Here is a 20,837-nt window from a genome sequence, read left to right on the forward strand (position 1 = left end):
GCCCCAGTTGCTTCCAACAACGTAAGGCAGCTAAACCCCGAAGCTGTACTCGGCAGCTAGGCGGTCTGACACGGATTTTAACATTCGATCGGGCCACCCTACTTGTCCTGCGCAAAAGGGTGGTCTTAATTTTTGGGATTTCCTCCCATCACCTCAGTTAGGAGAAATCCCATGTTTACTGGCTTTGGCGGCAGCGATCGCCCAGAAACTTCGATCGACGATTCCCGCAGACCCTTCCAAATCTACCTGCTCGGCACCCGCGAAGAGATCCAAACCACGATCAACCAACTGCAAGTGGTACGGTTTTGTGAGCGGATTCGTTGGAGTCCACCGATTCCAGTTCTCGGCTCCGATTGGAAATACATCAGCATGATGGAACGCGATCGGGTGACCGAGTAAGTCGATTTAAAAACCGGGATTTTTTGAAAATCCCGGTTTTTGGGCTAGATCGCGGTGAATTCCTGCATGAGCCAACGACTCACTTCAGTGTCGTCTTCAGTTTGGTTGCGCTGGAGGGCCGATTCGATCGTGCTGAAGGATAAGCCGGGTAGCACCTGTGAGACTTGGATTTGCCGACTACCCCGATCGGCGATCGTGAATGCAAAAATGATTCTACCTAAAACGTCAACGATCCAATATTCAGCAACGCCTAATCGTTCATACAGTAATCGCTTACGTCCTAGATCGTCGTTCAAGCTGGTGGATGCAATTTCGATCACCAGGGTGGGGGCACCATAACGATCGACTTCAATGACTTCGGTGTTTTTTGGGGGAAAGGGGTTGGGAATGGCGGTTCCGAGGTAGAAGGCGAGATCTGGCTGACATTCCTGTTCTCCGGTGCGACGAAAGCTGCCGTTGGTGAAGCTTTTGACGGGGAGATTTTTGACGAGACCGTAGAAGCTGACGACTTGGGACAGGAGGGTGTTGTCTTGACTGTGGCCCGATCCAACGCCTATGGTTTCGATCCTCATCCAGCCGGAATCGTAGTAGCAGCGGGTTTTGTTCTGTTCTGCGTTTTCTGAAGCGGTGAGAAAAGCTTCCCAGGTTGTGGTGACCCAGGTGTCTGGAATGGGATGGGGTGGAGTGGGCAGGAGGTTGACCATGGGGGAATCTCGTTGGCGGCCTATCTCAGTTCTATCATTGTAGAAGGTGCCCGATCGAACGTACCCCGATCGCGCGTTGGCCCAACAGATTGCAGGAAGGGCGATCGAGATGGGGTTTATGGTGTTTTGGGAGCGTTGAGTTTTTGCTGAACGCGATCGCTGAAATGCTTAATGTCGCGTTTGATCAGCCCAAGGCGTGAGCTTCTGCGAGAGAGACTTCAACCCGTAGTCAATCACCAAACCAATCAAACCAATCAAAATAATGCAAAACAACACCTTATCCGTTTGCAGAAACCGTTGTGCCTGAATAATCTTGAACCCAAGGCCACTCTGCGCCGCCACCAACTCCGCAATCACCAGGAAATTCCAAGCCCCCGAAATATTCACCCGCAAAGTATCCAACACACTGGGAAACGCCGCTGGAATAATCACCTGCAATAAAACATCTCGACGACTGCCACCTAACGTATAGGCCACATTGATCATGTCATTGGGAATAAACTTAACCGCATCCGCAATCATGATGGCGTTGTACAACACCACCCCCAACATAATGATTAATACCTTAGAAGCCTCCCCCAACCCCAGCCAGATAATAATCAGAGGAACAAACGCCGTCACGGGCATGTAACGCACCGTACCCACGATCGGGGCAAACAAGCTATCCATGCTGTAGAACGTCCCCATGGCAATGCCCATCGGCACCCCAATCAGCGCCGCCACCAGAAACCCCGCCAAAACCCGACCACTACTCGCCAACACATCCACAAGTAAATTATTTTCTGCAAACATGGTCATCCCCGCTTGCAGCACTGCCGTTGGTGTCGGCAGAAACATCGGCGGCACCAATCCGGCATAACTGACGATCGCCCAAGCCAGCAACGGCACAGCCAGCGCCAGCGTCACAATTAGCAGCGACAATCGTTTGGGAAAGCCCTGACGAATGCTCCAGAACACGGAGGGCTGTAAATAGGTATGTTCTCGGGGCGTGCTATTTTGCGCGATCGGGGTGAGGGTAACCATGGTGAGAGTCTCCAGTTAGAAAAACTTTAAATAGCGTTGCCGTTCCCAATCAGAAATGTGATTGTGATACTCTTGCCATTCCTGGGTTTTGTAGTCCACATAGGATTGGTACATCAAATCCCCCATAACTTTTTGGCTGAGGGGATCCTGAGCAAAAGCCGCGATCGCCTCGCCCAAGGTGCGCGGTAGACAATGAATCCCCATCTGGGCCAGGGTTTCCAACGAATGGGTATACATGTTTTCCGTATGGGGTTCACCGGGATCAAGTTGCTCCCGAATCCCCTCCAAACCCGCCGCCAACAGCATGGCCGCCCCTAGGTAAAGATTGCTGGAAATATCCGCCGCTCGGCATTCCACCCGCCCGCCTGCTAGGGGAATGCGCAGCATATTGGTACGGTTGTTATTGCCATAGCACATGTAGACCGGAGCCCAGGTAAAGCCCGACATACTGCCCCGCGCCACCAGTCGTTTGTAACTATTGACCGTCGGCGCAATCACCGCACAGATGGCAGGGGCGTGGCGCAGGATGCCCGCAATGAATTGATAGCCCAATGGCGATAGCTGACAACCCCGTGGATCGTCTGCGTTGTAAAAAAGATTCTCCCCCGTGTTGATGTCTGCGAGGGACATATTGTAGTGGGCACCGCTGCCAGAACGATTGCCAAAGGGTTTGGGCATAAACGTGGCAAAGTAGCCATGCTTGCGGGCAATCTCCTTAACCATCAAGCGAAAAAACGTAATGCGATCGCTCATTTGCAACGCATCGCAGTAGGCAAAATCCGTTTCAAACTGACCGTTGGCATCCTCATGGTCAAAGGAATAGACATCCCAGCCCAGTTGATTCATCGCCTCCACGATTTCCGTCACCCAGGTGTAGTTATCCAGCAAGCCTTGCAGGTCATAACAGGGTTTGGCCAAGGTATCGCGATCGCTGACGGGAATCACCTCACCCTCAGGGGTTTCCTTGAGAATAAAAAACTCCGTTTCAATTCCCAAATTAAACGTAAATCCCATGCGAGCCGCATCATCCAGCACGGATTTCAGAATACCTCGACAGCAAGCAGCAAAGGGTTGGCCTTTCAGATAGAGATCACTCGCGAACCAAGCGACCTCCGGATTCCACGGCAGAATGGTCGCAGATTGGGGATCGGGTCGGGCAGAAACTTCCTCATCACTCACATCCTGGGGCACCCCATCCAAGGCTGCACCCGTGAACAGTTCCGACCCCGCCATCATTTGTCCCAGGTGAGACAGGGGCACCGCTTTGGCTTTGCACATACCATGGAGATCGACAAAACTGGCTAGGGCATACTTGACGCCCTTTGCTTCTAGGGAGGATTTCAGGGTTTGCAGTTCTGGAGTAAGGGTTTCAGCCATGGTGATGATCACTCCGAGTCCAAGGAAACACAAATGAATTGACCGAAAGGTTTTCTAGCAAATTGGTAAGGAGATTCTCTAAGAGATTTGCAGAATCATTCAGAAATAACTTCAGAAATGATTTTACAAATGATTTCACAGTGATTTCACGATCGAATCGTCGTAGAGTTGATCCGCTTGCAACGGACTGGGAATCATTTTGAAATCGTAGGCCGCCTTGGCGTTGAGTTCTAAATTACCTTTAATGTTTTGCGGATTGGCTGGATTGAAACCCACCGTCTTATTGCCCTCCACATCAAATAACTTGAGCAGTTTCAATTGCTCCTTCACTTCATCCCCAGAAATTCCCAGCTTTTCCCCAGTGATCTTCATGGCTTCGGGATCGGCTGCTACCGCCAGTTTCACGGCTTGGTCAACGGCTTTGAAATAGGCTTGTAGATCGGCTTTACGCTCCTGCAAAATATTGCCATGCACCATCACCACGTCAGCGATCAAGTTTGTGTTCTCCGTTGAGAAAATCACTTCCCCTCCGCCCTGTTGGGCCGCCTTGCGCAGGTAGGGTTCATAGCTCACAGCGATATCCACTTGTTTCCCAGCAAAGGCAGTGGCAGCATCGGCAGCGGGCATACTTTTAATGCTGACATCATTTTCCGTCAAGCCCCCTTTGTTTAAGTAGGCTCGCAGCAACACCTTTTCAAACAGGATATCTTCCCGCGCGATCGTTTTGCCTTTGGCATCCTGGGGCGATTTAATGCCGCGACCAATAATGCCATCGCCCCCATTGGAATAATCAATCAGATAGACGATCTTTGCACTGGGATCCTTAGCGGCAACTTGAACAGCCGTCCCGGAGGTAAACCAAGCAATGTCGAGCTTTTTAGCGAGAAAAGCCGTCTGCTGATCGCTTTCACTGGTGAAGAAAACGTCTTGGACATTGACCTTTTGTTCCTTAAAAAAGCCTTTGCCCACGGCAATGTGGTGCCCGGTATAGCCGACCCAGTTGTTCGTTCCGGAAACCAGGGGAGCCGGTTGGTTGGCGTTTTGCCCTGCACAGGCAACGGTGAGAAAGAGAGAAGCCAACGCTAGGCCCACCATTGACCAAGCTTTGGAAAGTGACCAAGCTTTGGAAAGCGGAGATGGCAAAAATTTAATCATGGCTACTGATCCAAGAGGTGCTTAATCAATAGGACAGGTGTAAAAAATGACAGGCTAGGTTACGGATGTACGGAATTAACGCCGTCGATCGCTGGGCTGCGTGCTTAATCATCCCGTAAAGCCTGGAGGACTTGCCGTTTAATGCGAACAAAATCGCTGGAAAGTTTGATGTCTAATTCACGATGTTCCGGAAAAGGCACTGGAATTTCCGCGTGAATTCTGCCGGGACGGGCTCGCATGACGTAGACCCGTTGCGCTAGGTAAATCGCTTCCTCCACATCATGGGTAATCATCAAAATCGTCACATGGGTTTTCTCCCACAGCTCTAGCAAAAACTGCTGCATTTGTTCCTTGGTTTGGGCATCCAACGCACCAAAGGGTTCATCCATTAACAGCAAGGCTGGTTCATTGGCGAGGGCACGGGCGATCGCGACGCGCTGTTTCATCCCACCCGACAGTTGCTTCGGATAGGCATGGGTGTAATCACTCAGTCCGACAACCTCTAGAAAATACTGCACCCGTTCCCGCTGCTCAGCCTTGGGGATTTTGCGCAGTTTCAACCCAAAGGCCACATTTTGCGCCACGGTTAACCAAGGATAGAGGGTATACCCTTGAAAAACCATACCCCGATCGGACCCCGGTCGTCCTGTAACCACTTGGCCATCGACATATACTTCGCCGGAGGAGGGCGGGGTCAGCCCTGCAATGATATTCAGGAGCGTGGATTTTCCACAACCGGAGGAACCTACAAGGCAAATTAATTCACGGGGTTGAATGGAGAAGTTAATGTCATCCAAAACGGTGACGGCATTATCCGCCGCTTTGCCCCGGCTCTTGTAGTGTTTGCAGACCTGTTGCACGGAGAGTTTCGCGATCGTGTCATTGCGGGAAATCGGCGGAGCATATTCTGTCATCATGGAGGAGACCCAAAACAGTTGTTAGCGTAACCTGCCTGCAACCGGAATTACACCTGCTCTAAAACGGCTGAATGAGCGTGGGCATGGACATGGGAATGGGAGTGCGAATCGGAATGAGCATGGGATGGTTGTGAGGGTAACGACTGGGATAATGACTGAGCGTGCGATCGCTGGCATTGGCGCACCCAATCAAACCACTGATCTAGCCCTTCCCCCGTTTTCGCAGAGACGGGAATAATCGTTACAGTTGGATTCATTTGCCGGACATTGGCAATGATTTGGTCAATATTGACATCGACATAGGGGGCGAGATCCAGTTTGGTGATCAGTAAGCAATCCGCTTCCTGGAACATCACTGGATATTTCAGCGGCTTATCCTCGCCCTCGGTGACGCTGAGCAGGGCAACCTTGCCATGTTCCCCCACTTCAAACTCAGCGGGACAAACCAAGTTGCCAACATTTTCCACCAGCACTAAATCAAATTCTTCCGGATTGTAATTATGGACGAATTGGTGCAGGCCGCCAGCCACCATTTTGGAATCCAGATGGCAGGAACGCCCCGTGTTAATGGCAATCACGGGAACGTTGTACTGGCGCAGGCGATCGGCGTCTAACTCCGTCGTCATATCGCCTTCAATCACCGCGATTTTGAGTTCTTCCGACAGCGTAGCCAGGGTTTTTTCTAGTAATGCGGTTTTACCTGCACCGGGACTGCTCATGATGTTGAGGCAAGTAATCCCCCATTCATCAAAATGTTCACGGTTGTGGTTGGCTCCCGCTTGGTTGGCGTGGAGCAGGTTAATTCCCAAGGCGGCGTCAAAGGTTTGGTGCATGGTAGGTTAGTCAACTCAACGTGTTGCAGGTTGGGGGCTGTATTCAATTCGATCGATCTTCAGTTCTCGGCCAGAACGGATGTCTTCCATGGGGGCGTGGCAGGTGGGGCAGGCGTACTGAAGACCGTACTCCGGACGATATTCCTGCTGACAGGCATGGCAGTAGGCAATCAGGGGCGTCTCCTGGATCACCAGTTCGGCTCCTTGCAGAAAGGTATCGCGGGTTTGTACCTCGAAGGCAAACTGCAAACTGACCGGCTCGACACAGGTAAACTGCCCCACGATGAGGTGGATTTTTTCAATCACCGGGCGATCGGGTTGGGCGTCCCACCAGTCGCTGATCGTATTGAGCAGTGCCCGTGTCATGTCAGTTTCGTGCATGGTTTAACTCCCAGTTTTAGCTGCCAGTTTTAGCTCCAAGCTTGATCAACCGCCATGTTGGCTTCGGGGTGGATGTAGGCGGGTTTTTCCTTGCGGGGCAGTTGACCAGAGAGCACTAAGTGAGCCATGGCATCGCAGATCACGCGAGTCGCCATCAAAGAAGTCATGTCGCTGATGTCGTAGGGGGGAGAAACTTCCACAATTTCCAAGCCACAAACGGGGGCTCGCTGGATGATTTTGCCCAGCAGCGCCAGGGCTTCGCGGGGGAGCAGCCCACCGGGTTCCGGCCAGCCGGTTCCGGGGACAAATCCAGCATCAATGCAGTCAATGTCAAAGCTGATGTAGACACAATCGGTTCCATCTAAGGCGCGCTCTAGGGCAAATTCTGCCGCCGCATCAATCCCGATTTCGGTAATGTCCGTTACCGTTAGGATGTTGGTCGATCGCTCGCGGCACACCTTCACACCCTGGCGGGGAACCTGCCAACCACCAATGCCCAGTTGCACTAGATTTTTCGCCGGAGCATTGGCCATGTTCGTGGCGTGGAACCAGGGACAGGTGTGCATCCGTTCATCCAAATCCGTTTCCTGGGTGTCTACGTGGCGATCGAAGTGGATGATGCCGACTTTCTTATCGCCGAGGTGACGGCACACCCCCCGCACGGTGGGAAACCCGATCGAGTGATCACCGCCGAGAATGATTGGGAAAGCACCGGAACTAAAGATATGGGCAATGCCTTTGGAAATTTGATCGAAGGATTTTTCGTTGTTAGCGGGAATGGTAAAAATGTCGCCCACGTCGCAGAGGGTGATCTGTTCCCGTAAATCAACCCCGAATTCAAAGTTATAGGGGGTGTAAAGAGCGGAAATGCGGCGAATCCCTTGGGGGCCGAAGCGGGTGCCGGGACGGTAGGTGGTACCGGAGTCGTGGGGAACGCCAACGATCGCCACATCGTACTCGCCCACCTTGCGCACATCTTCTAAATAGGGCGCTTTGAGGAAGGTGTTAATTCCCGCGAAGTGGGGCAGTTCTCCGCGCGAAAAGGTGGAAATGGTGCGATCGCGAATGCTATCGGCGGCTTCGAGGCCGTATTCCAGCCCTTGGGAGACTTCCTGCTGCCAACCCGTTAATGGCAGTTGGGCTTCTCGTTCTAACCCGTGACTGGCTTCTCGACCATTCTGCCTAGGAGGCTGACCCGGGGTTTGAAAGAGTGGATTGTCGCTCATATTGGTACCCAAACGAGAATTAGACTGGAAAAGCCCGGAATATGAGGCTCTAAGTGCCATCTTCAGTGACAACCTAGAACTTTCTTCTCCCGGGCTTTTTTCCCGCCGTGTGACCAGTTTGGGCTGCATCCAGTCCCGATGCTGGTTTGCCTCTCTTGGACCAGTCACAGTGACCGTTAAACGATCTCCCGTTGAACGAGTGGGCGTTGAACGATCTCTGCCGGAACCCTAGAGGCTATGAATTGTCTTCCGTGCCAGTTTAGTTTGCTGATGACAACAATCCATAGATTACTCACTGAAGCGCAGTCACGACTCACTGAGCAACCCTAACATCGGCTTGTTGCAATCGGCGGGGACTAAACACTGTCTTTGTAAACATTGTCTTTGATAGATCCAGCGAATTTGTAGACAGAAAACTAGCGGGTTGAACTTTGAAAAGATTGCAGTCAAAATTTAACCAAGCTACTTCCGTATAAATTCGTAGTGGGTTAATCATCGATCAAGTTCTCAGGGAGAATTGTATTGAAATTAACCAAATGAGCGAATGATGGGGTGGATGTATATCTTTTCAATAGAGAGCGTGTTATTACAGATTGTCCGATCTCTGGACCAGTTTCCAGCCTTCATAGGTGGCTAGCACTTGGGTGCCGTTAGGAAGGGGTTGGTTGGGATCGAGCCATGCAAATGCCGTTGGCCCAAGGGCTGCAATTTCTGGGCTGTGTTGGCCGACTTGGGGGGTGTAGACACTGAGCAGGAGATAGCGTTTCCGATCGCGCCGACTCAGCGGCTCCTCATTAGCGACAAAATTAATGGTTTGCTGCTGGAGAATTTGTGCGACATTAGGTTGCTCCAAAAAAGATTTCAGACTAGCTTCATAGTTGCCCCAGAGTCCTGTTGCAAAGATGAAAGACAGGGCTAGCCAAGGAGCCAGGAGAACACTAGCCAGCCAATGTTTGACCAAGGTAGCCTGCTGGGTGATCGATCGGCGCTGCCAGACGAGCCAGGGAAACAGCCACCCTAGCCCCAGGATGGCGGTAGCCGTGGCGATCGTTTGAATATGGTCAACTTCTAGCCTGATCACCCCTGCTAAAACCGTTACACTGAGCAGCAGCAGAATAAGGCCCAATCCCCAGAAGGCACGACTGAGGTAGCCGAGAAGTTGCGATCGGCGATCGTGTAAATAGTGGGCGACAAAGTGATTGAGAGCGATCGCGGCAAATATTGCAATCCAAGGAAAGAGTTGTAGGGGATAGTATTGGGTTTTAGTCCCAAAGAGATTGAGTTCTACAAAGAGCGTTACAGGAAATCCTACGAGTAACAGCCAGCGATGGTTCAGTAAGGTTTTATAAGTATTATTGACAACACTTAGGGCAATGCCGATGAGTCCAAAAAAGACCCAGGGAAAGCCATTAGCAGGAATATTCCAAAAATAATAAAGGGGGCCTGCACCTTGGTAAGTTTGCTGTTTTAGATGGAAAAGCTTGCCAAACAGTTGCTCAAAAATCCAACCACCATAATTCGCATAGGTTATACCCAGCCAACTGACAACGGGGATTAACCCTAGAATAAAGCCCCCATAAAGCCAAGGATTGGATAAATGACGATGGTTGCGATTGGCTCCGATCAGGTAAGGTAACAGCGAGATCGTGGCGGGAATAATCATAAAGCCCTTAATCAGAAAGCCCCATCCAAACGCAGCTCCGGTCAGTAACAACCAGGGTGAGTTTCCCGAAGTTTGGGGCGAGGAGGATTGGGACGGTTCTGTAACAGTTGAGAGATTTGTGGAGGAGAGGTTTGTGGAGATTTCTACCGATCGATCGACGGATGGTGTAGTCTCACTAGTTGGTGTAATTGCAGGCTCAGCTTCCAACATGGCCCAGATTGCCAGCACTTCAATAAAAACTAAAACGCTGTCTTGAGTACCTAGTTTGGCATATTGCAATGCAAGCGGTGTCACGACAAAAATGGCCGCCCCTAAGCTGGCCATGAATGGTGTTAGTAACCGAGTCCCAATGCGATAGAGAAGTAAGGTGGTTCCAATAAAGGCGATCGTGCTGGGCAATCGAACCGCCGTTTCCGTCATCCCCAAGAGGCGATAACAGCCAGCGATGAGCCATTGAATCCCGATCGTGCGATCGAAGCTCAGGTCATTGCCCCATTTAGGCAGGAGCCAATTTCCAGTCTCTAAAATGTGCTTAGCTTGGGCGGCGTAAATCCCTTCATCATGGGCCATGAGGCTTTGTTGGCCACTTTGGAGGAGGAGGAGGGGGAGAACCCAGAGCAGCAGCAGTAGGTAGGGGCGAAGGGCAACCAATCTAGGGTGTTGGGTGAGGGGGAAGGCCAATTGTTTTGAGGTGCTCTGAGCCATGCAAATTCTACCTAACCAAGTGCCGTGTTCCAAAGAGATCGTTGAAATATCTTACCGTCAAGCGTAACGGTAGAATATGCAGAATCTCAAAGGGGCATCCAGACCCATTCCTAGTCCTGTTAGTCACAATAGGAATGGTAGCAAGGCATAGGTTCTAGCTGAATTTTGTCAGAACCTTCAGAAGCGATCGTGCACGATCGGTCAACAATGTCCGACGATAGGCATCTGCTGCCTTCCGAATCGCATCGGCTTGGGTGGGATAGGGGTGAATGACACTCGCTAGTTTTCCTAAACCGATTTTCCCTACCATTGCCGTAGTAATTTCACTAATCATTTCACCGGCATGGCTGGACACGATCGTCGCTCCTAAAATTTCATCACTTCCTTGACGCAGGAGGATTTTCACAAATCCTTCGGTTTCGCCATCCGTCAGCGCCCGATCGACGCTATCCATGGGAATCATAATGGTGGTTGTGGGTTGTTGAGTCTCCTGTTCGTACAGTCCGACATGGGCAATTTCTGGGCTGGTGTAGGTCACCCAAGGCATGGTGAGATCGCTGAGTTTGGATTTACTCAGTCCAAAGGGTGAAAAGAAGGCATTTTTAATCACAATGCGGGCAGCAAAATCAGCGGCATGGGTAAATTTCCAGTCCATGCAACAGTCCCCCGCTGCGTAAATATGGGGCTGGCTGGTTTGCAAATAGTCGTTGACGGTAATGCCTTTGCGAGGATGGTAGTCAATGCCGATCGCGTCTAAATTCAAACTGTCTACATTGGGTTGCCGCCCCGTGCCAATCAAAATTTCATCTACGATGAGGGTTTGATTCCCTTGGGGTGTTTTGATTGTCAGTGTTTTCCCATCGGCTGTGGTTTCCACGCTTTGCAGCTCGGCATTGAGATGGAACGCTAAATTTTCGACTTGGAATTGATTTTGGACGATCGCGGCGGCATCGGGGTCTTCTTTATCCAGGAGATGATCGTTTTTATGGATCAGTGTGACCTCAGACCCGAGACGATGGAATGCCTGGGCCAATTCACACCCGATCGGTCCGCCCCCAATCACCGCCAGCCGTTTGGGACATTCGGTTAAGGAAAAAACGGTTTCATTGGTTAGATAGCCTGCTGCGTCTAACCCCGGTATATCGGGTCGCACCGCACGGGCACCGGACGCGATCGCCGCTTTTTTGAAGGTGAGGCTTTGATCGTTAACGGCAATGCTATGGCGATCGACAAATTTTGCTTCACCGAAAAATACGTCAACCCCTAAATCCTGAAATCGCTGGGCGGAATCGTGATGGCTAATGCCCGATCGCACTTGCCGCATCCGCTCCATCACTCTTCCAAAGTCAATCTGCGTTGCTTCAGCGGTCACACCCAACTGAGAAGATGCTTGGGCTTCATAGGCGGCACGGGCCGATCTAATCAAACACTTCGAGGGGACACAACCCACATTCAGGCAATCCCCGCCCATGTATTCCCGCTCAATCAGCGCAATTTTTAAGCCAATGCCTAAGCCCGCACTGCCAGCCGAAATCACTAATCCGGCTGTTCCCGCCCCAATGACCACGAGATCGTATTCTGTTTTGGGTGTGGGATTCACCCAATCCGGTGGATGAACTTGTTGGATTAAGTGTTGATTATAACGATCGAGGGGATTCATAGGAGGATGCGGTAATGCTTTAGTTAAGGGGAAATTTAGCAATGCGAGTGATGCTGACACAGTGCCATCAGCAAGGCTTGGGGGGCCGGGGTGGTTGAATCTAGCTGTTCGGGGTATTGTTTCATGCGCAAAACCATTTGATTTTTAAACCTTTTTAGTCAACTTTTTAGTTAACTAGTAGCAGTTGATTGATAGAACCCTAGGGTACAATACACGGCATGGTTTTAGCACAGAAATTAGAGTGGTTGCTAGCATGCTGAAGATTTTTTTAAGTGGTTTGTTCAATCGAAAACTTGCACCCACTGCCTTCAGAGTGGCTTTGATTGTTGGGACGATGCTATTGTTAATCAACCATGGGAATGCCCTAATTAAAGGACAGATGACTCGAGATCGTTGGCTTTCGGCAATTTTGACCTACTGTGTTCCCTATATGGTGAATGTTCATGGACAATTTGTGAGTGCATCCCGGAAATAAGGCTCTAAAGATTCAATGATTTAAGCATATTCGCGTAATACATAACCAACTCCTCGAACGGTATGTAATAAACGTTTGGGATTGTTAGCTTCTAACTTAATCCGCAAGGCTCGAATATAAACATCAATAATATTAGATTCTCCCATAAAGTCATAGCCCCACACTGTCTCAAGAATTTGATCGCGAGTGATGACCTGCCGAGAATGGCGAAGCATAAATTCCAATAAATCAAATTCCTTGGCGGTTAATTCAATGAGCTGACGGTTGCGATAAACTTCGCGGGTGAGTCGATTGAGTGTCAAGTCTTCAAAGACTAACATTTCTGTTTCTGCTGGATGGTTGCGGCGTAGGCGCGCTTTGACCCTGGCTAGCAATTCCTCAATGCTAAAGGGTTTAGTGACATAATCATCAGCTCCTGCATTGAGACCCATCACTCGATCGGGGATTTCATCCTTCGCGGTCAACATCACGATCGGTACCTGGATTCCAGTGTTTCGGAGTCGTAAGCAGACATCTAAACCGGAAATTCCCGGCAACATCCAGTCGAGAATGACTAAGTCGGGTTTGGCCTCTCGGGCGATCGCCAATCCCTCTATTCCGTTGGTAGCAACGGTTACCTGATAGCCTTCTAGACCCAATTCAATTTGGATGAATTCGGCTAATTTTGGATCATCTTCAACGACGAGAATGTGTTCATTCATCGGGAACCTCCGAGAGACCCTACACTCAGCGAAGCGGTGTAGGGAGGGATAGGAGCGGCGCAGTAGCGCCAATCTCTTAGACGTCTCACAGAATAAGCGCTATAATGTGAGGCATGACACAGAAAGCCTTCAAGTATCGCTTTTATCCCACGCCTGAGCAAGAAACCTTGCTGAGACGCACGATGGGCTGTACTCGTTTGGTCTATAACCGCGCTTTGGCAATCAGGACTGAGGCTTGGTATAGCGAAAAGAAACGAGTCGGTTACAGCGATACTTCGGCAATGTTGACCGAGTGGAAAAAACAAGATGACCTCCAGTTTTTGAATGAGGTTAGCTGTGTCCCGTTGCAACAGGGATTGAGACATCTTCAGAAAGCGTTTAGCAACTTCTTTGAAGGACGGGCAAAATACCCCACCTTTAAAAAGAAACGAAACGGTGGGAGTGCAGAGTTTACGAAGTCTGCGTTCAAGTGGAAAGACGGGCAAGTTTACCTTGCTAAGTGTTCTGAACCCTTGGCTATCCGTTGGAGTCGAGAACTCCCTGAAGGCGCAATTCCATCGACGATTACGGTGAAGCTTTCGCCTGCCGGACGATGGACAGTTGCTCTGTTGGTGGATGTTGAAATCGAACCATTGCCCCAATCCTCGAATCAAATCGGGATTGATTTGGGAGTAACTAGTTTGGTTGCTCTGAGCAATGGAGAGAAGATTGCCAATCCCAAAGGCTTCAATGCGAAACGTCGAAAGCTTAAAAAAGCCCAGAAAGCGTTGGCACGGAAGCAAAAAGGGTCGCGCAATCGCCATAAGGCACGTCTGAAAGTCGCTAAAGTGCATCAAGAAATTAGCGATGCACGAAAGGACTTCCTTCACAAGCTGACAACTCGATTGGTACGCGAAAACCAAACGATTGCGGTCGAGGATTTGGCGGTGAAGAACATGATTAAGAACCGGAAACTCGCACTTTCGATCAGCGATGCAAGCTGGGGAGAGTTGGTCAGGCAGCTTGAATACAAGTGTGATTGGTATGGTCGCACGCTGGTCAAGATTGACCGATGGTTTCCGAGTTCTAAGCGGTGTGGCAATTGTGGACATATCGTTGAGACATTGCCGTTGAACATTCGGGAATGGGATTGCCCCAACTGTGGAACGCACCATGACCGGGACATTAACGCTGCAAATAACATTCTTGCCGCAGGGCTTGCGGTGAAAGTCTGTGGAGCGAACGTAAGACCGGAAAGGCATAAGTCTGATGGCGGTTGCTATGAAGCAGAAAGGTCTAAGAAGTGATTCTTGGAATCCCTACCCTCAGCGCAAGCGGGGTAGGGAGGATGTCAAAGGCTAGGTTGGTGTTCAACGGGATAAGACCATAGCGGTAGGATCAGGGTAAATGTGCTGCCTTCTCCGGGTTTAGAGCGAAGGGTGATGCGACCGTTCATCCCTTCAATCAGGCTTTTCGCGATCGCCAACCCCAATCCTGTGCCATCCCGAGAACGAGTCATAGACTCATCCACTCGGTAGAATCGCTCAAAAATTCGCTGCTGATGGGGTAAGGGAATGCCAATCCCCCGATCTCGAATATGCACTAAAGCATGGCGATCGGTTTTCTCCAGCACAAGATCTACAGGCTGATCCGGTGCCGAATACTTGATAGCATTATCGACTAGATTGATCAATATTTGCTGTAATCGATCCTGGTCACCACAGATTACGATGTCTTCTTCGCTAATCAGCAGATTAATGGGGCGATTGCTGACCTTCTGGCTCATGTCTGCGATCTCGGCGACTAATGTATTCAAGATGATAGGATTCAACCGAAAATGTAGATTGCCGCTATCGGCACGAGCGAGATCGAGTAAATCTTGTAACATCCGAATCATCCGTTCAGTTTCTGCCGCTGCCGTTGCCAAAGCTTGTTGCTGATAGCTGCTCAAGTTATCGCCCCGACGCAGCAAACTTTGTAGATAACCCGCGACAACAGTCAGGGGTGTGCGTAACTCATGGGAAACATTACCGACAAACTGCCGTTGGTGTTCCCAGGATTCTGATAGGCGAAATAACATTTCATTAAACGCCCGTGCCAATCCTAGAACTTCGTCGGGGGCTTGGTTTAATTGGAGTTTTGCGCCATTTAAATCATCCGCAGAAACCGCACTAGCAACCTGACTCATTTGTTCTAGGGGATGCATTGCCTTGCGAATTCGGAGTGAAATTGCAACAATTAACAGCACGATTGTTAACATACTGACGAAGAACAATCGCCATAATCCTACATTCAGTTTTTGGTAATCCTCTGTGATATCTTGGGAGAGATATAACTTACCCAGAGACTTTCCGTTTAACAGGAGGGGACTACCGCACAACACAATATCCCGATGCCCAAACCGGACAACTTGTGGCGTTTCCGGTACGGCAGCCAGGGCATCTACCCGGTGAATCTCTGGGGAAGTTGCGTCTAAATTTGGCGATCGTACGAGTAATTTACCATCATCACTTTTTACCCAAACGGCTAACCCTGGTGTCGAGACTTTATCAACCGTGCGTTCCAGTCCCATTTCCAGCTGTCCCATTTCACTGTAAAGCTGAATTTGATCAGGAAAGCGCATGGCAATATATTCCAGCGTCTGCTTATGGGCTGCCACTAAATTTTGTTCCATTTGCCAGCCAGCCCCCAGTGCGATGCCACCCAAACCCAAAATCGAAAGTCCAATCAGTTCTAGCGTTAAACGAAATTGTAAGGAAGAGGGTGTAATGTGCGGACTCCTGAACTGAAGCATGATCGATCTCAGGAAACGAGGCATAGTACTTAGATGGTTGGGTTAAATGGTTGGGTTAGATGGTTGGGTTAGATGATGGTTGAGGGGGCAGTCGCCGCTAAAAGGTCGTGGCAGTTCCCTGAAGCGGATCAAACTCGAAGCGCTGGTTATAGTTTGTTTCGCCATATAGATTGAAGCTGATTGTGGGCTGGTCGCCGATCGCCTCTACCTGATGGATAGCTTCGGGCATAAAGCACAGAATGTCACCGGGTGCCAACACGCGATTTGTGACGGGTTGGATGCGATCGGGCAATTCTGGGGTGGGAGAACGCTGCCAAACAGTATTATTCTCTTGGCCGCTCAGTAAGGCGACTAAGCCCCAAGTGGCATGATTATGAATCGGTGAAGTGATGCCCGGTGCCCAACTCACCAATTGCACGGTCAGGGGAAACAATGGTTCGTCATACAACATCAATACGTTCCAACCAGTTTTAGGATCGGGCTGAAGGGCAGTGAATGTGAGCCAAGAAGAACTGTTCAACAGCGTGCGAACGAGAGGACAGATGGCCTGGAGGCGTAATCGATCATCAGAAACCGTGGCGAGAATGTCTTCCAAATCAGTCAAAAATCGATAGAGTCGGTAAGGTTGGGGCAAAGTCTCAGACTGGCTGATGACGTCCCAAGCCTCACATTGCCCTTCATTGGTCACAAACCAGTCCTGTTCTGTCATAAAGGCTGCATGGATTACTTTAACGTGGATTATTTCAAAGTAGATTATTTCAACGATAGTATGGCTAGCAGATATTCGGGAATTGAGGGCCTGCATCAGCAGTTGGATGCATAACCTTGGAGGTTGTCCTATGCACAAGCTCCGGCATTGAGATGATTGTTGGCTGATGTCCAGATGAATTTTTGCTGAAAATGCAACTCTGATTCGAGCAGCATCTTGCCGCCTTCTCCAACTCAGCCAATTTTCAGATTTTATTCCGTATCCATCTAATCTTCATCTGTCACTCATTTTGCCAGGATTCAATGTCAATGTCAGCAGCTTGAGTGGGTGGAAGCCCCGCTGAATCCTTAAGCTTGGCTGTTTGTTGTTCGCGTTTACTCTAGCAATTTGAGGTAATCCATGCGTCAGAATTCAGGTTTATGGCTTAGTCTAGGTCTCAGTAGTTTGGTTGTGACAGTTTCACTTGTCGCTGTAACCACGGCATTACCAAGTCCCGCGATCGCCCAAACTCTCCGTTCTGCCAAGCAAGGGAATGTTGGTGGTTCTCTCGCCAAGCAACTACACGGCAAGCCAGTGGTTGTTGATATTTACGCAAGCTGGTGTCCTGCCTGTTCAAATATTGCTCCTACCTTGTCTCAACTGAAAAAAGAATATGCTGGCAAGGTGCATTTTGTGGTCTTAGATGTTAGCGACAAATCCAAAACGAGACAAGCGGAAGCGCAAGCTAAACAACTCGGTCTGGGTCAGTTTTTCAATGCAAATAAGTCACAAACGGGAACGGTTACGATCATTGATCCGGCAACAGGAAATATTCTAGCGCAGCATCGCAATAATCCTAACAAGTCTGTTTACACTGCTGTACTGAATGCTGCAATTTCTCAAAGGTAATGGATCGATGGCAATCTTATAGGCAGCTTAGTCGAGGCTGAAAGCTGGATCAAGCGCCCTGCTTGTCTGTCTGTTGATCATTCGTAGGATTGCTATAGCGAGCCGACTCTGTCCAAATTTGAGTAATGGGCTAATCCTACCCAGATTTAAATTGATTCAAGGGAGATTAAACATGAAGATTCATTATTTTGCTCTACTTGCCGTTGTATCACTATTGAGTTTTGGCGCGATCGCGGGTTGTTCCGGTTCCACAACCTCTCAAGCCCCCTCTAGCCCAACCGCTGAAGTGGCAAGCAACCCCTGTGCAGCCAAGTCGAATCCCTGTGCAGCCAAGCCGAATCCCTGCGCAGCCAAGTCGAATCCCTGTGCAGCCAAGTCGAATCCCTGTGCAGCCAAGTCGAATCCCTGTGCAGCCAAGCCGAATCCCTGCGCAGCTAAAGCAAAATCTGTGGGCGCACCTCTCGCGCAAGAACTTCAGGGCAAACCGGTTGTTGTTGATGTATTCGCAACCTGGTGTCCTGCTTGCAAAAATATTGCCCCTACCTTGTCTCAACTGAAAAAAGACTATGACGGGAAGGTACATTTTGTTGTACTCGATGTGAGCGATAAATCAACCACCAGCGAAGCTGAAGCAACGGCGAAGAAGCTGGGTTTGAGTCAATTTTTGGAAATGAATAAGGCTCAGACGGGTTCATTAACCATTGTCAATCCAGCGACTGGCGAGATTTTGGCCCAACATCGTAATAATGCCAATCTTGCAGACTATACCTCAGTTCTCGATGCGGCTCTGAAGCAATAGACGGGTGTAGCCGAGGTTGCTCGATCGAGGTGGTTCGATCTCGCTTACCCAATCGGCTTTTTTGATCGCAACCTCAGTACTCCAAATTAAAGAACCTCTAAGAACGATCTAAGGACACCGAAACTCTTATGGCACCCATTCCTCAGTCATCGAACGATCCGATTGCGCCACGACGTTCTAAAGCACCTAACAAATGGTTCATTTATGGCGGGTTGGGCGTCCTGGCGTTAATTCTGGTGCTGACGCTAGGCCCCGTCCTTAGTCATCCGATCGAGCGAGTGATTTCGATCGTCGAAAACCGTTACCAACAATGGTTTGTACAACAGGACACAGCGAATCCTATGGTACTCTTGCCATTAGCCTTTGTAGGAGGCGTACTTGCCAGCGTCTCTCCTTGCATTCTGGCACTCCTTCCCGTCAATCTCAGCTATATCGGCACCCTGAAAATCAAGTCCCGTTGGGATGCCTTCATCAAAGCGGGTTTGTTTGTTTTAGGAGCCGTCACAATTTTGAGTTTGTTTGGTTTAGTCTCCTCCTTTGCCGGAGCCGTTATGGTGGAGTATCGAGGCTATATCAACGTTGTTGTCGGGCTGATTATGGCTGTGATGGGGCTTTGGCTGATGGGGGTTGTCACGCTGCCTTTACCCGCAATGAATATAAGTCTGCCCCATGCGGGGCCCTATGGGGTAGGTTTGACCTTTGCTTTAGTGAGTTCTCCCTGCGCTAGTCCAGTCTTATTTGCAGTGCTCGCTGCTGCGGCTGCAACGGGTTCTCAGATTTTAGGAACGTTGACCATGGTAAGTTATGCCCTGGGTTACACCATGCTGATTTTCCTGGCAAGTCTGTTTACCGGGCTGGCAAAACAAAGTAATCAGTTACTCAAGCATTCCGAGGCCATTATTCGCTTTGGCAGTGTGGCGTTGATGATGACAGGAGCCTATTACCTGTTCACGGGCACTCGCTGGTTTATGGGAGGTTAGAGGATCGCTGAACACGACCCTCTTGCGGCTTTATCTGCGGCATCGTTTCCCATTCCATCCATTGACTTGCTATCCATTCACTCAATTCTTTCACGAGAAGTCATTATGTCAGAAGCTTTGTCAACCAGCACAATTTTGGGTAAAGGACTCAACGACCTGACCCAATTGCAACAGGTATCCGAAAATCCGATTTTGGTGAAATTTGTGGCTCCCCATTGTCCTTCTTGCGAAACCTTAGCCCCAGTGTTAGAAAAGCTTGTTACTGATTATGCTGGCAAGCTGCATTTGGTCACGATTGATATGACAGAGGATCCTGAATTTGCCATGGAATTGGGTGTACGGAGTGCACCTACAGTGGTGGTCTTTAAACAATCCATCGTAGTTGAACGAATTGTAGGGTTAAAGCCGAAAAAGGTCTACGCAGATGCCGTTCAGAAGATGTTATCTGCTTGAGATTGGTTGGCAATCACAGTCCAATCTTGGGTTCACAGCTTAGCAGCAGAAGGAAATCTACATGACTACCACAGTATTTTTACGGTTTGCGCTTGCAGCAAATGCTCTTTTTTCCCTGAGTTGTGCTGCACTCATATTTTTATGTCCGTCGTGGGTCAGTTATTGGCTCGGGGTGCAAGTTTCGCCTATGTTCCTCGCAGTTGGTGTTGGATTAACGGTTTTTGCGGTTGATTTGCTACACCAATCTACTGGCCGTCGGATGGCAACTTGGCGGGCTCTCTATGCCAGTGGGGCGGATTTCCTCTGGGTGTTGGGTAGTGTGATGCTTCTGGGCCTGTTTCCGGATGTTCTTTCTCGATCAGGACAGATCTGGGTCATGGCCGTGGCTGGGGTTGTTTTGATGTTGGGCCTTTGGCAGGTTTGGGCGATCGCCAAGGCACACCAAGTTCAGGGCAAGGCGCAATATCGACATTGCATCCTGGTTGAAACCAATGCTCCAGCCGATGTAATGTGGCAAGTTGTGAGTAGGCTTGGAGCCATCAAAAACTATATGCCTTCTCTAAAGAATTCTGTGATTTTAGATGGGCGATCGCCTGGAATTGGGGCAGTGCGGATGTGTGAAGATCACACAGGCAAAAGGTGGTCGGAGCAATGTACTGAGTTTAATGATGGTCGTGGCTTTAAGGTTCGGTTTTTATCAGAAGAACCAGATTTTCCCTTTCCAGCAAAAACGATGCAGGGGGGATGGGAAGTCTTTCCAACCCGGCATGGCTCTCAGGTGAGGGTGTGGTGGGAATTGGTACCTAAACAAAAATGGCTGACTCCGATCGTCCTACCATTGTTGGCTTTTCAGGCGGATCGTGATTTTCCGACCATCATCCAACGCATGGCGAGTGATGCCCTAGAGCAGAGTCCTACATTGGTGCCGCAGGCTAGGGGGTACGCGATCGCTCGACTGCTACAACAGTTCTGTTGACCTAGAATTGACCTAGAACTGACCTAGAACGTATTAGCTT

General features: G+C 49.8%; 21 protein-coding genes. 8 read left to right on the forward strand and 13 right to left on the reverse strand.

The window, feature by feature from the left end:
* Positions 1-171: 171 nt before the first annotated feature.
* A complete protein-coding gene (locus tag H6G21_RS20790) occupies positions 172-399 on the forward strand; it encodes a hypothetical protein (RefSeq protein ID WP_190575512.1) in 228 nt (75 codons plus the stop codon).
* Between the two features lie 44 nt (positions 400-443).
* On the opposite strand, the gene H6G21_RS20795 is transcribed toward H6G21_RS20790, so the two are convergent.
* The 10 genes from H6G21_RS20795 to H6G21_RS20840 all read right to left on the reverse strand — a co-directional run bounded on the left by H6G21_RS20795 (position 444) and on the right by H6G21_RS20840 (position 12,043).
* Positions 444-1,103, reverse strand: a complete 660-nt coding sequence (locus H6G21_RS20795; protein WP_190575514.1) for a Uma2 family endonuclease — start codon at positions 1,101-1,103, stop codon at positions 444-446.
* Between the two features lie 168 nt (positions 1,104-1,271).
* Positions 1,272-2,126 carry an ABC transporter permease gene (locus H6G21_RS20800; protein WP_190575517.1) on the reverse strand — a complete coding sequence of 285 codons (855 nt, stop codon included), beginning with the start codon at positions 2,124-2,126 and terminating at the stop codon, positions 1,272-1,274.
* Positions 2,127-2,141: 15 nt separating this feature from the next.
* Entirely contained in the window at positions 2,142-3,503 is a 1,362-nt protein-coding gene (glnT, locus tag H6G21_RS20805) for a type III glutamate--ammonia ligase (RefSeq protein WP_190575519.1), read from the reverse strand.
* A 135-nt stretch (positions 3,504-3,638) separates the two neighbouring features.
* Positions 3,639-4,658 (reverse strand): ABC transporter substrate-binding protein, encoded by a 1,020-nt coding sequence (locus H6G21_RS20810; RefSeq protein ID WP_242041979.1) that lies wholly within the window; start codon positions 4,656-4,658, stop codon positions 3,639-3,641.
* A 104-nt stretch (positions 4,659-4,762) separates the two neighbouring features.
* Positions 4,763-5,575 carry an ABC transporter ATP-binding protein gene (locus H6G21_RS20815; protein ID WP_190575521.1) on the reverse strand — a complete coding sequence of 271 codons (813 nt, stop codon included), beginning with the start codon at positions 5,573-5,575 and terminating at the stop codon, positions 4,763-4,765.
* Between the two features lie 47 nt (positions 5,576-5,622).
* Positions 5,623-6,408 (reverse strand): hydrogenase nickel incorporation protein HypB, encoded by a 786-nt coding sequence (gene hypB, locus H6G21_RS20820; RefSeq protein ID WP_190575523.1) that lies wholly within the window; start codon positions 6,406-6,408, stop codon positions 5,623-5,625.
* A 15-nt stretch (positions 6,409-6,423) separates the two neighbouring features.
* Positions 6,424-6,789, reverse strand: a complete 366-nt coding sequence (hypA, locus tag H6G21_RS20825; RefSeq protein ID WP_190575525.1) for a hydrogenase maturation nickel metallochaperone HypA — start codon at positions 6,787-6,789, stop codon at positions 6,424-6,426.
* Between the two features lie 29 nt (positions 6,790-6,818).
* A complete protein-coding gene (locus H6G21_RS20830; protein WP_190575527.1) occupies positions 6,819-8,015 on the reverse strand; it encodes an agmatinase family protein in 1,197 nt (398 codons plus the stop codon).
* Between the two features lie 586 nt (positions 8,016-8,601).
* Complete coding sequence (locus H6G21_RS20835; RefSeq protein WP_190575529.1) at positions 8,602-10,383, reverse strand: glycosyltransferase family 39 protein; 1,782 nt, start codon at positions 10,381-10,383, stop codon at positions 8,602-8,604.
* A gap of 154 nt (positions 10,384-10,537) precedes the next feature.
* Entirely contained in the window at positions 10,538-12,043 is a 1,506-nt protein-coding gene (locus H6G21_RS20840) for a mercuric reductase (protein ID WP_190575531.1), read from the reverse strand.
* 253 nt (positions 12,044-12,296) lie between these two features.
* On the opposite strand from H6G21_RS20840, the gene nrtS reads away from it, so the two are divergent.
* Complete coding sequence (gene nrtS / locus H6G21_RS20845) at positions 12,297-12,518, forward strand: nitrate/nitrite transporter NrtS (protein ID WP_190575533.1); 222 nt, start codon at positions 12,297-12,299, stop codon at positions 12,516-12,518.
* A gap of 20 nt (positions 12,519-12,538) precedes the next feature.
* Here the strand turns inward: nrtS and H6G21_RS20850 are convergent, their stop codons facing one another.
* The gene (locus tag H6G21_RS20850; protein WP_190575535.1) at positions 12,539-13,219 is read right to left on the reverse strand and encodes a response regulator transcription factor; all 681 of its coding nucleotides are present in this window, start codon (positions 13,217-13,219) and stop codon (positions 12,539-12,541) included.
* Positions 13,220-13,332: 113 nt separating this feature from the next.
* Between H6G21_RS20850 and H6G21_RS20855 the strand changes: the two genes are divergently transcribed.
* The gene (locus H6G21_RS20855; protein ID WP_190575536.1) at positions 13,333-14,505 is read left to right on the forward strand and encodes an RNA-guided endonuclease TnpB family protein; all 1,173 of its coding nucleotides are present in this window, start codon (positions 13,333-13,335) and stop codon (positions 14,503-14,505) included.
* A gap of 44 nt (positions 14,506-14,549) precedes the next feature.
* Here H6G21_RS20855 and H6G21_RS20860 read toward each other — a convergent pair whose 3' ends face one another.
* On the reverse strand, positions 14,550-15,992 hold the full coding sequence (locus H6G21_RS20860; protein WP_242041980.1) for a HAMP domain-containing sensor histidine kinase: 1,443 nt from the start codon (positions 15,990-15,992) through the stop codon (positions 14,550-14,552).
* Between the two features lie 97 nt (positions 15,993-16,089).
* Positions 16,090-16,701: a cupin gene (locus tag H6G21_RS20865; protein WP_190575540.1), complete on the reverse strand. Its 612-nt coding sequence runs from the start codon at positions 16,699-16,701 to the stop codon at positions 16,090-16,092.
* 399 nt (positions 16,702-17,100) lie between these two features.
* On the opposite strand from H6G21_RS20865, the gene H6G21_RS20870 reads away from it, so the two are divergent.
* From H6G21_RS20870 to H6G21_RS20890, 5 genes are all read left to right on the forward strand, one after another.
* Positions 17,101-17,589: a thioredoxin family protein gene (locus H6G21_RS20870; RefSeq protein ID WP_190575542.1), complete on the forward strand. Its 489-nt coding sequence runs from the start codon at positions 17,101-17,103 to the stop codon at positions 17,587-17,589.
* A gap of 172 nt (positions 17,590-17,761) precedes the next feature.
* Entirely contained in the window at positions 17,762-18,388 is a 627-nt protein-coding gene (locus tag H6G21_RS20875) for a thioredoxin family protein (RefSeq protein ID WP_190575544.1), read from the forward strand.
* Positions 18,389-18,516: 128 nt separating this feature from the next.
* Complete coding sequence (locus H6G21_RS20880) at positions 18,517-19,368, forward strand: cytochrome c biogenesis CcdA family protein (protein ID WP_190575546.1); 852 nt, start codon at positions 18,517-18,519, stop codon at positions 19,366-19,368.
* A 105-nt stretch (positions 19,369-19,473) separates the two neighbouring features.
* A complete protein-coding gene (locus tag H6G21_RS20885; RefSeq protein WP_190575549.1) occupies positions 19,474-19,821 on the forward strand; it encodes a thioredoxin domain-containing protein in 348 nt (115 codons plus the stop codon).
* A 187-nt stretch (positions 19,822-20,008) separates the two neighbouring features.
* Entirely contained in the window at positions 20,009-20,797 is a 789-nt protein-coding gene (locus H6G21_RS20890; protein WP_190575551.1) for an SRPBCC family protein, read from the forward strand.
* The last annotated feature ends 40 nt before the right edge of the window (positions 20,798-20,837 follow it).

The sequence above is a fragment of the Alkalinema sp. FACHB-956 genome (assembly GCF_014697025.1).
Lineage (GTDB): Bacteria > Cyanobacteriota > Cyanobacteriia > Leptolyngbyales > Leptolyngbyaceae > Alkalinema.